15 protein-coding genes are annotated in these 11,676 nt (G+C 73.0%); 8 read left to right on the top strand and 7 right to left on the bottom strand.

Going from position 1 to position 11,676, the window contains the following annotated elements:
• Nucleotides 1-170: 170 nt before the first annotated feature.
• Nucleotides 171-824, bottom strand: coding sequence for a maleylpyruvate isomerase family mycothiol-dependent enzyme (locus tag QUV83_RS03190; protein WP_289562572.1), 654 nt, complete (start codon nucleotides 822-824; stop codon nucleotides 171-173).
• A gap of 86 nt (nucleotides 825-910) precedes the next feature.
• Between QUV83_RS03190 and QUV83_RS03185 the strand changes: the two genes are divergently transcribed.
• Nucleotides 911-1,192: a hypothetical protein gene (locus QUV83_RS03185; RefSeq protein ID WP_289562570.1), complete on the top strand. Its 282-nt coding sequence runs from the start codon at nucleotides 911-913 to the stop codon at nucleotides 1,190-1,192.
• Between the two features lie 233 nt (nucleotides 1,193-1,425).
• Here the strand turns inward: QUV83_RS03185 and QUV83_RS03180 are convergent, their stop codons facing one another.
• Nucleotides 1,426-2,070, bottom strand: a complete 645-nt coding sequence (locus tag QUV83_RS03180; RefSeq protein ID WP_289562774.1) for a DUF5317 family protein — start codon at nucleotides 2,068-2,070, stop codon at nucleotides 1,426-1,428.
• Between the two features lie 435 nt (nucleotides 2,071-2,505).
• On the opposite strand from QUV83_RS03180, the gene QUV83_RS03175 reads away from it, so the two are divergent.
• From QUV83_RS03175 to QUV83_RS03160, 4 genes are read left to right on the top strand one after another with little or no spacing between them, the layout of a single operon-like run.
• A complete protein-coding gene (locus QUV83_RS03175) occupies nucleotides 2,506-3,351 on the top strand; it encodes a DUF4397 domain-containing protein (protein WP_289562569.1) in 846 nt (281 codons plus the stop codon).
• Between the two features lie 2 nt (nucleotides 3,352-3,353).
• A complete protein-coding gene (locus QUV83_RS03170; RefSeq protein WP_289562567.1) occupies nucleotides 3,354-4,100 on the top strand; it encodes a class F sortase in 747 nt (248 codons plus the stop codon).
• Nucleotides 4,101-4,153: 53 nt separating this feature from the next.
• Entirely contained in the window at nucleotides 4,154-4,765 is a 612-nt protein-coding gene (locus QUV83_RS03165) for an RNA polymerase sigma factor (protein WP_289562772.1), read from the top strand.
• Nucleotides 4,752-5,513, top strand: a complete 762-nt coding sequence (locus QUV83_RS03160) for an anti-sigma factor (RefSeq protein WP_289562564.1) — start codon at nucleotides 4,752-4,754, stop codon at nucleotides 5,511-5,513. Before QUV83_RS03165 ends, QUV83_RS03160 begins: the two co-directional genes overlap by 14 nt.
• 79 nt (nucleotides 5,514-5,592) lie before the next feature.
• Here QUV83_RS03160 and QUV83_RS03155 read toward each other — a convergent pair whose 3' ends face one another.
• Complete coding sequence (locus tag QUV83_RS03155; protein ID WP_289562562.1) at nucleotides 5,593-5,934, bottom strand: DsrE family protein; 342 nt, start codon at nucleotides 5,932-5,934, stop codon at nucleotides 5,593-5,595.
• Between the two features lie 258 nt (nucleotides 5,935-6,192).
• Here QUV83_RS03155 and QUV83_RS03150 point away from each other — a divergent pair, with 258 nt between their 5' ends.
• Both QUV83_RS03150 and QUV83_RS03145 read left to right on the top strand, forming a co-directional pair.
• Nucleotides 6,193-6,597, top strand: coding sequence for a DUF5979 domain-containing protein (locus tag QUV83_RS03150; protein WP_354003919.1), 405 nt, complete (start codon nucleotides 6,193-6,195; stop codon nucleotides 6,595-6,597).
• Between the two features lie 43 nt (nucleotides 6,598-6,640).
• The gene (locus tag QUV83_RS03145; protein ID WP_289562560.1) at nucleotides 6,641-7,315 is read left to right on the top strand and encodes a class I SAM-dependent methyltransferase; all 675 of its coding nucleotides are present in this window, start codon (nucleotides 6,641-6,643) and stop codon (nucleotides 7,313-7,315) included.
• 16 nt (nucleotides 7,316-7,331) lie between these two features.
• Here the strand turns inward: QUV83_RS03145 and QUV83_RS03140 are convergent, their stop codons facing one another.
• Genes QUV83_RS03140 through QUV83_RS03130 form a run of 3 tightly spaced genes read right to left on the bottom strand, consistent with a single transcriptional unit; the run spans nucleotide 7,332 to nucleotide 9,996 of the window.
• Entirely contained in the window at nucleotides 7,332-7,991 is a 660-nt protein-coding gene (locus tag QUV83_RS03140; RefSeq protein ID WP_289562558.1) for a response regulator, read from the bottom strand.
• Nucleotides 7,988-9,163 carry a sensor histidine kinase gene (locus tag QUV83_RS03135; protein ID WP_289562556.1) on the bottom strand — a complete coding sequence of 392 codons (1,176 nt, stop codon included), beginning with the start codon at nucleotides 9,161-9,163 and terminating at the stop codon, nucleotides 7,988-7,990. The genes QUV83_RS03140 and QUV83_RS03135 overlap by 4 nt, the downstream gene beginning before the upstream one ends.
• 2 nt (nucleotides 9,164-9,165) lie before the next feature.
• Nucleotides 9,166-9,996 (bottom strand): CPBP family intramembrane glutamic endopeptidase, encoded by an 831-nt coding sequence (locus QUV83_RS03130; RefSeq protein WP_289562555.1) that lies wholly within the window; start codon nucleotides 9,994-9,996, stop codon nucleotides 9,166-9,168.
• Nucleotides 9,997-10,214: 218 nt separating this feature from the next.
• Between QUV83_RS03130 and QUV83_RS03125 the strand changes: the two genes are divergently transcribed.
• Nucleotides 10,215-10,811, top strand: a complete 597-nt coding sequence (locus QUV83_RS03125; RefSeq protein WP_289562553.1) for a uridine kinase — start codon at nucleotides 10,215-10,217, stop codon at nucleotides 10,809-10,811.
• Between the two features lie 54 nt (nucleotides 10,812-10,865).
• Here QUV83_RS03125 and QUV83_RS03120 read toward each other — a convergent pair whose 3' ends face one another.
• Nucleotides 10,866-11,561, bottom strand: coding sequence for a nuclease-related domain-containing protein (locus QUV83_RS03120; RefSeq protein ID WP_289562551.1), 696 nt, complete (start codon nucleotides 11,559-11,561; stop codon nucleotides 10,866-10,868).
• Between the last annotated feature and the right edge of the window lie 115 nt (nucleotides 11,562-11,676).

Genomic DNA, 11,676 nt, shown 5'->3' with positions numbered 1-11,676 from the left:
CCCGGACATTGGCGACTGGGACGGCAGCCCTCTGCGAGGTACCCGGTCGGTCCTCGGCCTGCCATGCGTGCGTCGTTTGTCGCCTTTATACCGCTTCCAGGGTCCGGTGTCTGATCCTGAGGGGCGGTTCGATGACTCCGACCGACGCCGCGGGTGAGGCGCCAATTGCCCTAGGCGCGCGCGTCCACCACGAGGCGCCGCCGCAGCATGGGCACGCCAGGCCCGTCGAGCTCGTCCAGGTAGGCGGCGCGGCCGGCCATGCTCATGACCAAGGCGAGGGTGGGCCCGGTGACCATCGGGCCGGCGCCTGCGGTGAATGGCCCGTCGTCCGCGCGCAACGTCAGGCCCGTGACGTGTGTGCGACTGGCGACGGCGAAGTCGCGTCGGGCGAAGAAGTCGGCCACGGGTGTCTGCGCGTCGACGCTCGGAGTCCGGGGGATTCCCAGCGGCTGGCGGATGTCCTGGGCGTGCACGACGACCTCGCCGAGGTAGGCCGGGGTGTGGCTCGACGGCGCAATGGTGCTGCCGATGACGCCGCGAAAGCGGTCGAGGGTCTGTGCCGGAGTGCTGCCGCGGTGGTCGGCCATCCTGCGCTGATTGTGCACATCAGCGCGAAAGCGAGCGCCGAGCATGCTGCGGAGCCATTGCCGCTGGCTCATGCTCGCTGCGGCGATGAGATGGGCGACGACCTCCTCGACGTCCCACCGGCCACACAGCGTGGGGCGCCGCCACTGCTCAGCGCTCAGGCCGCTCAGGTCCTCCGCGAGGGTGGCCCGCTCGGCCCGCGCCAGTGTCCAGAGTGCGTCGTCCTGCTGTTTCGCCATCGTGCTCGACCGCCCTTTCCTCAGTGACATCCCTTGTGCAGGGGGTGACGTGCTTCTGGCGCGCCGGAATGACCTAGTCTCGGCCCATGTCGGCGACTGAAGAGCAACGCCCGAGGCTGAGTGGCCCCGCTGTCGCGGCCCTGATCGCCCTCGCCGTGCTTTTCATCTCGGGCCTCGTGCTCGCCCTTGACGAGCTCATCGATATTCCGTTCTCCATAGTCGTGGTGGCGCTGATTGTTGCGGGGATCGCCGCTCTCACGCTGGCGGGCGCGGCATGGGCAGAGTCGAGGAGACGCGGTCTCGGGATCCTTCGCAGCCTCGGTCGGTCGGTGCGGGCAGTTGGCAGAGCCGTGTGGGACTCCTTCTAGGCCCTCCTTTCGAGAGCATGCCGTGGAGGGCTGACATCGGCGGATGTGGCGTGCGCATTCGAGCGGCGCGGCGATAGGGCCACCCGCCGTGATCGGCGGGTGGCCCTGTCGTTCTCTTCAAGGGCTATGCGCTCAGTGCCCCTGGGTGTACGGGGCGGCGAACGCGTAGACCGCCAGGACGGCAGTCACGACACTCGCGGCGGCGACCTGGACGCGCTCGCGGCTGGGAACCTTCATGGGGTGCTCCTCTCGACGGCGGGCGGGCTGCCCGCGGGGGTGGTGCCGGACGGGTGGTGCTCCCCGACGATCGCGCCGGGGCGTGTGGTGGATCGGCGGGCGCCGATCACGAGGGCGGCCGCGAGACCGCCCCACAGAAGGAGGTCGCCCACGCTGAGCACGACGCCGAGCCCCGGGACCCCGATGACGTCGGCCAGGGCGACGAGTGCTGTGCCGTCGTCGATCGGCACGTGCCCGGGAGTCGGCGCGGCGATCTGCTCAGCCGGGATGCCGGCTGCTCGAGCGCCGGAGACGGAGAAGGGCATGCCGCCGTTGAGTGCCGTCGTGAGCGCGTTCGCGAGGGCGCCGGTGAGCATCGCGGCGAGCGCGACCTGGACGCCCCGCTTGGCGCCGCGCGCGTTGGCCAGGGCGAAGCCCGTCGCGCACACGGCGAGGGCGAGCGGTGGCAGCACCCGCCCGGCGGCGTGCAGCGGGCCCGCCGCCCACGTCGGGTCTGCCGTGCGGAGCAGCTGCACGAGCGCGCCCGCGATCGCCCAGAGCAGGCCGCGGACCCGGACATCCGCAAGGGCCGCGATGCCCTCGCCGCGCAGGAGGATGCCGATGACGAGGGCGACCGGGACCACGAGCAGCACGAGCAGCATCGCCACGCCCGATGACCTCCTCGCTTGGCGCCGCCTCGTCGGCCGGGGTCTGTCGACGCCAACCCCTGCACGTGGCGGGGACGCTAGTGGCCCCTTGCCGGCGCCCGATAGGCCCGTCTCGTCCGTTGGGCGTCCCACTGCGCGCTGCCTGCGGACCATCTCGCCGAGCCGGAAGGGCGCGTGGGGCGATGTGCAGTTCGGGGGAGTGGTCACGAACCAGCCCTGAACTTCGAAGGCGCCGAAGACGGAGAAGGGCATGCCACCGTCGAGCGCGGTCGTGAGGGCGATCGGGACCGGAGCCACTGTCGTCGGCCGGTCGCCGGCGCCGCCGTCGATGATCTGAGCCGCGTCGGTGCATCCGCCGGCGGACCTCAGTCGGAAGTACAGGTGTCAGCACGACACCGCCCGTGCCACGGGCTGAACCTGGAGGACGCCATGCGAGCACGACCCTTCGCAGTAGCCGCCGGAACAATCGCTGTTGCTGCACTGACCTTCGCCGCCGTGCCCGCACAGGCCGCGACCGGTGACAACGCCCAGCTCTCGGTGCTGCACGGCGTGCCGGACCTCACCGTGGACGTGTGGGTGAACGGCGAGCGCACCATCGACGACTTCACGCCCGGCAGCCTCGCCGGCCCGCTCGACCTCCCCGCGGGCACGTACACCGTGGCCATCACGGCGGCGGATGCGGCGGACGCGAGCTCCCCGGCCATCGGACCGGTGGACCTGCCCCTCGACGCGGGCGGCAATTACACGGCCGTCGCGCACCTCGACACCGCCGGAACGCCCACCGCGACGCTGTTCGCGAATGACACGTCGCCCACCGCGGCTGGCCAGGGTCGGCTCACGGTCCGTCACGTCGCCGCGGCCCCGGCGGTGGACGTCCTGGCGGGCGGGCAGCCCGTGGTCTCCAACCTGACGAACCCGAACGAGCAGTCGCTCGACCTGCCGGCGGGCACGGTGTCGGCCACGGTCGTCGCGGCGGGCACGACGGCGCCGGCGCTGCTCGGCCCGGCGGACGTGAGCGTCGCCGAGGGCTCGAACACGATCGTCTACGCGTGGGGCAGCGCCACTTCGGAGCCCTCCACGCTGGCGCTCGCCACGCAGGTGGTGGGCGGGCTGCACAGCAACCCGTCGGGCGTGCAGGCCGGGCAGGCTGGCCTGGTCGACGACTCCGGCGCACGGCCGTGGATGATCGCGGCGGGCGCGCTCGCGCTGCTCGGCGCCGGCGTCCTGACGGTCGCGCGACGCACCCAGGCCGCGGCCGCGAAGGACGACCGCTGATCGTGCCCACCCTGGCGCAGGACCGCCCGGCCCGGGAGCGTGAGGCGGCGCGAGCCGTCCGCCCCCGGGCCGCGGCTCGCGCCATCGTTCATGGACGCCGTCGAGTGGTGGGGCGAGCCCTCGCGGTGGCGCTTGTGGCCCTCGGCGCCTTCACGGCGTGCGGCGGCGACACGCCGGGAGCCCCGGACCCTGGGGCCACCGTCGGGCAGTCGGCGCCCTCGTCGAGCCCGTCCCCGGCCGGGGACGGCTCGGTGCCCGTGACCGATGCGGGACTCGGAGCCAGCACGGCGCCGGCAGTGGTCCCGCCCGTGCGGGTGCAGGTGCCCGAGCTGGGCATCGACATGCCGGTCGAGTCCGCGGGCGTCGCCCCGGAGGGCGACATGGAGCTGCCCGACAGCGCGGACGTCGCCGCGTGGTACGAGTTCGGCCCGGCCCCCGCCGCAGCCGAGGGGTCCACGCTGATCGCCGCGCATGTCGACTCGCTGACCACGGGCATCGGACCGTTCGCGAGGCTCCACGACGTGGCCCCGGGAGCGAAGGTGGTCGTCAGCGCGGCTGACGGGAGCACTTACGAGTACCGGGTGCGGGACGTCGTCCGGACGCCGAAGGACACCGCCCCGGTGGGCGAGTGGTTCGACCGCGCAGGACCGCCCCGACTGGTCCTCGTCACCTGTGGAGGTGCGTTCGACCGCGACGTCCGCCACTATGCGGAGAACGTCGTCGTCACGGCCGTACCCGAGGGCGGCTGACCGTGCCGCAGCGGGCGCGGGTCTTGACGGCGGGTGAGGAGTCGTCCGTGGCGGTGGCAGTCCCCCCGCCCGACCCGGCCGGGTCGTCGGGGCCAGCGGGCGCGGAGGTCGACGACGGCGTCTCGGCGCTCGGCGCGGCGTTCGCCGCCGGCGACGAGACCGCAGTCCGAGACGCCTACCGGCGCTGGGCGACACTCGTCCACACCATCGCGCTGAGATCGCTGGGCAGCGTCGCGGAGGCCGAGGACGTCACCCAACAAGTCTTCGTGGACGCATGGCGCAGCCGGGGCCGGTTCGATCCCACGCGCTCGCGGCTGCCCGCCTGGCTGCTCGGCATCGCGCGGCACGCCGTGGCGGACGCGCACGCCCGCCGGGCGCGCGACGGCCGGCTCGAGGTCGCGGCGGGCGCGTCCGCGTCTGCGGAGGCATTGGGGGCGGCGCCGGGGCACGACGACCGGGTGGTGGATCGTGTGGTGGTGCGCGACGAGCTGGACCGCCTCGGCGACCCGCAGCGCACCATCCTGCGGCTCGCGTTCTATGACGATCTGACGCACGAGCAGATCGCGCGGCGCCTGGACTTGCCGCTGGGCACCGTGAAGAGTCACGTCCGGCGCAGCCTGGCCAGGCTGCGGAACCGATGGGAGGTGGAGGGTGTCGCCGAATGACGCGCACGTGGACGACGACGTGCTGAGCCTCCTGGCCCTCGGTGAGAAGGTGGGATCCGTCGAGGAGCGGCAACACCTCGCGAGCTGTCCGGAGTGCTCCGACGAGCTGGCACACCTGCGCGCGATCGTGGGAGTGGCGCGGGCCGCAGACGGCGACGAGCCGCTGGTCGCGCCCGCGCCGCACGTGTGGGAGCGGGTCGCCGCAGAGCTGGGCCTCGACCCGGCGCCGGTGAGGGCTGCCGAGGATGGGCCGACCCGTGCCGCGGAGGAGGCGGCACGGGAGGAGGGTCGCGCTTCCGTCGTGCCACTGCGCCGCCCGCGCCGCACCTGGGCCTGGGTGGCGGGAGCGGCCGCCGCCGGCGTGGTGATCGGCGGGGCCGGCGCCTGGTGGGCGACCCGCGAGCCCGCGCCGACGATCGTCGCCAGCGCCACCCTCGAGGCCCTTCCCGGCTGGGACGCTCAGGGCGTCGCCGAGCTGGAGACCACCGCCGACGGGTCTCGTGTGCTGGTCGTGGACATGAGCGGCGTGATGCCCGACGAGGATGGCCTGCGTGAGGTCTGGCTGCTGCGCCCTGACGTGTCCGGGCTGGTCAGCCTGGGCCTGCTCGCGGGCGACTCCGGGCGGTTCGTGCTGCCCGACGACCTCGACGTGGGCGAGTTCCCGGTGGTGGACGTGTCCTCGGAGCCACTCGACGGGGACCCGGCGCACTCGGGCGACTCGATCGTCCGCGGCACCCTCGGCGCCTGACGGCCCGCCCGCCGACGCCCCGCCCCTCGATGGCGGCTCACGAGCCAGTCCTGCACCTTTGAGGCTCAGCGCATGGGGCTCAGGGGCGCACGTACGCCCATCCCTCGCGTTGCCGCCTCACCAGATGGCCCACTCCGGACGGGACGACGACGGCCTGGGGCACGAGGTCGTCGCTGGTCAGGCCCTGGGCCTGCATCGTGTTGTGGCACGCGACGAGGGTGATGCCGGCGGCGAGCGCCTCCGCCAACGATACGGAGACCGGGCCGCCCGGGCGGGCGAGGCTGATGCCCTCACCGTGGACGACGACCTCGATCGGGGTCCCCGCGGGCACCTCGGGCAGCAGGTGGAGGGCGTTGCGCAGCACAGACGCCTGCTTCGATGGCGCGTCCTCGTCGAGATGGAGCGTCACGCCCTCGCTCATGTGCGTCCCTTCCACAGTGGCCGACTGAGGCGCCGCGGGTGAGTTCAAGCCTCGGCGGAGGGGAGGGGCGAGCCGCCGTGTAGGCGATAGCCGGGAGTCCGATGCTATATCTCGGGGTGGCGATATGACGGTTCATGTGGGTTTGATGGCGTGACGGCCGGCTCCCGAGATCGCACGACGTGATGTCGGCGGTGCGGGCACGAGCGCTCTCTGACCCGCCGGGACCACGTGCACGATCACTGAGCCGGTAAGAATGAGATCCGGCTGACCGTCAGCTGCGGCGGCGCGCTGCAGGACCAGATCGTCATCGCCGCGAGGACCACCACGGAGACGGTCCGCGCCCATCCCGGGCTGCCCGCAGGCGTCCACTGCACTGTCACCGAGACCGCCGACGGATCCTCCGCCCGCGTGCGGGTGACGACCACCGCCGCCGCGCCAGTGGCTGTCGTCGCTGGCGGGACGGTCACGGCGACGACGTCCAACGCCTACACGGCGGACGCCCTCCCGGCTGCGCCCACGGCGTGGACGGCGCCCGGCGGCGTGCCGACGCGTCTCGCGGCGACCGGCGGGGACGCCACGGCGGCGCTCTCGTTGCTCGCGCTGGCCAGCCTGCTGGGCGGCGCGCTGCTGCTCGGGCGCGCGCGCCGCAGATCGCGGCGCTGACGCCTCGCCCGCTGGAGTCATGCCAACCGGGCACACTTGCCTCGTGACGAACCGCGCAGGACACCAGCACGTGGCCCACGGGCATGACCACCACGGCCCTGCGGGGGTGGGCTCGCCCGAGGTGATGGGCTGGGAGGCGTGGTACGCCGCCCAGCAGCAGGTCTGGAGCGGGAAGGTGAATGGAGCCGTCGTCGCCGAGTTGTCCGACGTGGCCCCGGGGCGCGCGCTGGACATCGGGTGCGGCGAGGGAGGCGACGCGGTGTGGCTGGCCGCGCGCGGGTGGGACGTCACGGCTGTGGACGTCGCCGCTGTGGCACTGGAGCGGGGGCGGGCGGCGGCGCAGGCCGGGAACGTCGACGTCCACTGGGTCCAGGCTGACCTCACGACGGGCGCACCGGACCTGGGGGCCTTTGACGTCGTCTCGGTGCAGTACCCGGCGCTGCGCCGGACGCCGGGGGAGGACGCGGTGCGGGCCGTTCTCGCGTCCGTGGCGCCCGGGGGGATCCTGCTGGCGACGTGGCACGCCGACATGGACGCGGAGCACGCGCGCTCACGCGGCTTCGAGCTGGACGACTTCGTGCAGCGTGCGGACTTCGTGGCGCACCTCGACGACGCGTGGATGATCGAGGTCGACGAGACGCGGGACCGCGACGCCCCTGCCGGCCAGGGCGGGACGCACACCCGCGACGTCGTGCTGCGCGCCCGCCGGAACCCCTGACAGCCCGCGTCGCCGGTCAGGCCACCAAGCCCCTGCGGTACGCGTACACCACCGCCTGCACCCGGTCGCGCAGGTCGAGCTTGGCGAGGATCCGGGACACGTACGTCTTGACGGTCTCGTGGCTGATCACCAGCGTCGCGGCGATCTCGCTGTTCGACATGCCGCTGGCGATGAGCCGCAGCACCTCGAGCTCGCGCGGGGTCAGGGCGCCGTCGTCGGGCGTGCGCTCCGGAGGGCTGATCCGGCTGGCGTACCTGCCGACGAGCTGTCGGGTGACCTCGGGCGCCAGCAGCGCGGCGCCAGCGGCGACGGTGCGGATGCCGTGGAGCAGCTGCGCGGGCGGCGCGTCCTTGAGCAGGAACCCGCTCGCCCCGGCGCGCAGCGCCTCGTACACGTATTCGTCCAGGTTGAACGTCGTGACGACGAGCACCTTGACGGGATTCGTCACGCCGAAGCCAGCCAGCAGCCGGGTCGCCTCGATGCCGTCGAGCACCGGCATCCGCACGTCCATCACCAGCACGTCCGGCCTCACCCGCGCGGCGAGGTCGACTGCGGCGCGCCCGTCGCCGCACTCGCCCACGACCTCGAGATCGGGCTGGGCGCCGATGATCGTGGCGAACCCGGTGCGGATCAGCGCCTGGTCGTCGCAGACCAGCACCCGAATGGGCTCGGTCATGACGGGCTCCCGGCGGGGATCCGGGCCTGGACCACGAATCCGCCACCCGTCTGCGCGTCCGCGCTGAACTCGCCGCCGAGGATGGCGACCCGTTCACGGAGCCCGGCCAGGCCGCGCCCGCTCCCGCCGACGATCCCGCCGACGCTCCCGCCGACGATCCTGGCGCGCGGGCCGGAGCCGTCGGTGCTGACCTCCACAGTGATCTCCTTCTCGCCGTGGCGGACGCGCACGATGGTACGGCTGCCATGGGCGTGCTTGAGGGCGTTCGTCAGGGCCTCCTGGACCACCCGGTAGGCCGCGACCTCCGCGACGCCGGTGGTCTCGGGCGGGCTGCCCTCCTCGACGTACTCGACTGGCTGCCCGGCCTGCCGGGTCAGCTCCACGAGGCCGTGGAGCTCGCCGACCGTCGGGGTCCGCGGGTCGGCGCCATGGTCGGGGTTGAGCACGTCGAGCAGGCGCCGCAGGTCGCTGATCGCGCTGCGCCCGGTGTCGGTGACGGCCGTGAGCGTCCGGTCGAGGCGCTCGGGATCGGCGGTCACGTAGCGCGCGGCCTCGGCCTGCACGACCATCGCCGTCACGTGGTGGGTGACCACATCGTGCAGCTCACGGGCGATGCGGGTGCGCTCGGCGGTGCGGGTGCTGTCGGCGACCTGGCGGCGGTGCTCGGCCTCGGCGATGCGGGACTGCCGCAGCCACGCGCCGACGCCCCAGGCGAGGGCCAGCAGGACGTAGAACGTGACGTAGTCGCTGACGCGATCAACGGATCCGTCCCGGTGGAGGCCGACGGCCATCGCCACGTAGGCCGCGGTCGCGAGGGTCGCGGTGGTGCGCCGATAGCGGTCCAGATGGGCGCCCGCGCTCACCAGCGCCACAGCCAGCGCGCTGCCGGCCACCGTGTGATAGCCGCGGAGCTGGTCGAGGGCGAAGCCGGCCGAGACCAGGGCGAGGCACACCGCCGGCCACCGGCGGCGCACGGCCAGTGGCAGGCACTGGAGTGCGACCGCGACGGCGGCCAGCGCGTCCAGCGGACGGTCCGGCATGTCGCCGAGCCGCGTCCCCTGGCTCTGCCACGAGGGGATGAGAGGCCCGAGGGCCAACACAAGGGCGAGCGGGAGGTCGCGCAGGGTGACGCTCTGGCGTTGCCACAGGTCACGCAGCCGCCGCAGGTCCACCGTCACAACGTAGCGGCCGACGCGATCTGGGCGGCCCGCCGCCGGCTCGGCACGATGTTGCCGCGCCGGTGGGCCAGCACCAGGAACACGGCCGTCAGCAGCGAGCCCGCCAGCACGGCGTAGATGCTGCCCTCGGGGCCGAACTCGCCGCCGGTGAGGATCGCCGGGCCCGACGTCACCCCGCGCAGCAGGCCCTGAGGCATGTCGCTGCCCGAGACCACCGTGCCGAAGATGCCCGCGGCGGCGAAGTTCCAGGCGATGTGCAGGCCGATCGGCAGCCACAGGGTGCGGGTGGCCGCGTATGCCGCGCCGAGCATGGCGCCCGCCTCGATGGCGATCGCGATCACGCCCCACAGGGTGGCGTCCGGGTTGGCCAGGTGCATCGCGCCGAAGGCCACAGAGCTCACTGCCAGGGCCGCCCAGGTGCCGGTGCGCTTCTCGACGAGCCGGAACAGCAGGCCGCGGAACATCAGCTCCTCGCCCACCGCGCCGGCGGCCACCAGCCCGATCAGCCCGACCGCCGCCGTCACGGACCCTGTGTCCTCGACCCGGTAGCCGCCGCCCACCGCGATGCTCGCGATCACGGCGCCGAACATCAACAACCCGAGGAGCAGCCCTCGGCCCAATGCCCCGCCCGCTCCCGCCAAGCCCACTTCGACCGCCGCCCGACGCTCCGTCGTGCGGATCGCCCACGCGTACGCGAACAGTGCGAAGGCCGCGGCCGCGAGGCCGACGACGAGGCTGAGGAGCCAGTTGTCTGCGACGGCCTGGACGGCCAGGCTGCCGATGAGGGCAGCCCCCACCACGATCACGATCTGCTTCAGAACCTGCATGTCTCGTCCTCCCAGAGATCGCCGCGGCCGGTGGGCTGCGACTACCTGGAACGCTAAAGATCGGACGATCCGGAATCGTCACCGCACGGTGGACACTTGCGGGTCCCTCGCATGGGGGACCCGCAACGCCTCTGCGAGTGGATGGGGGACTGATGGGTGGCGACTTCGACGCGATCGTCGGGCGCGTGTTGGCGGGCGTGCCCCGGCAGAGCCGCGCCATGGTGGCGATCGACGGCGTCGGGGGGAGCGGGAAGAGCATCTTCGCCGAGCGATTGGCGCGGCGCGGCGGCGGACGCCCGGTGATCGTGTTGCACGTCGATGACTTCTTCAACCCGTCGGCGATCCGGCGCGCGAGGGGGCGCCACTCGCCCGAGGGATTCTGGCTCGACGCCTTCAACTACGAGGCGCTCATCTCGTGGGCGCTCACGCCGTTGGCCGCTGCCGGTGGTGGGCTCTACCGCCCAGCGTCGTATGACCATGCCAGGGACCAGATCGTGGAGGCTGACCCGCTCCCGGCTCCCCCCGACGCGCTGGTGCTGGTCGAGGGCGTCTTCCTCCACCGTGACGAGCTCAGGCGGTTCTGGGACTTCTCGGTGTTCCTCGACGTGCCCTTTCTGGAGGCCTCCAGGCGCATGGCGCAGCGCGACGGTCTCGAGGCCGATCCCGAGAGCGGGTTGATGCGCCGGTACGTGGGCGCCCAACGGGCCTACTTCCGCGATGCCGCACCGTGGGAACGCGCCTCGCTGGTGGTCGACAACACCGACGTCGACACCCCCCGGATCATCGATGCGGCAGCCGTTCGCCACACGCGCTGAGGGGTCGGGCCACAGGGACGGCTCCACCCTCGCGTGTCAGGTCGTTCGGCCGGCTCAGGCAGTCGGGAACGCCGTGGCCAGTGTGCGGTGGACTCGGTCCGTCATCGCCTCGTCGAGCGTGCCGGGGGCGAGCAGATGCTCGGCGGCCTTCTTGGGCCACAGGACATCGATGCCGTCGATGACGAAGGACCCGCCGATGAGCGGCCAGCTCGCCTCGATGAAGCACAGCATCCCGCGCACGGGAACGTCGGCGAACCCCGCGGCGTCGAGCGCGCTCCGGACCACGTCCACCTGCTTGTGCGCGCCGTCGACCAGCTTGGTCTGGTTGCGCCCACCGACCATGAGCAGCGTGACCCGTGGGCGGAAGAGCCCGCCGACCGACCGCTTCGACGGGCGTCCTGAGTACCGCTTGGCGTCAATGACGAAGACGCCCGCCGACGAGACCGCGAGGTGGTCGATGTTCGCCCTGGTCCGTGGGATGCGGCGATCGTGCAGCACGCGCACGCCCTTCGCGGCGAGCCCGTCGAGGCCCTTGCCGAGCAGGGCCTCACCCCGGGCGCCGACGGCCCACGCTCTCGTGCTCTGCGGCTCTTCGGAGATGGCGAGCAGGAACCCCCCGATCCGGGGATGTGCGGCACGGACGCGTTCCTCGCGCTTCGTGCTTCGACGTTCGTACTCACGTCGGGCGGAGCCGCCAGCCTTGCCCGAGGCGATCTCCGGCTGTCCGCTCTCGGGAGGGCTGACCTCCACAGGCCGCGCCGTCGGATGGTCAGGCGCGCCACCAGCTAGTGCGGGCGTTGCCGTGGAGCAGTCGAGGCACCGCACCGTCCTGCTGGCCCGGTCGTACTCGGCGGAGACCCCCGCC

It is taken from the genome of Cellulomonas cellasea, assembly GCF_030372105.1.
Taxonomy (GTDB): Bacteria; Actinomycetota; Actinomycetes; order Actinomycetales; family Cellulomonadaceae; genus Cellulomonas_A; species Cellulomonas_A cellasea_A.
The sequence above is the reverse complement of the archived record's forward strand: the minus strand, read 5'-3'. Positions and strand labels throughout refer to the sequence as shown.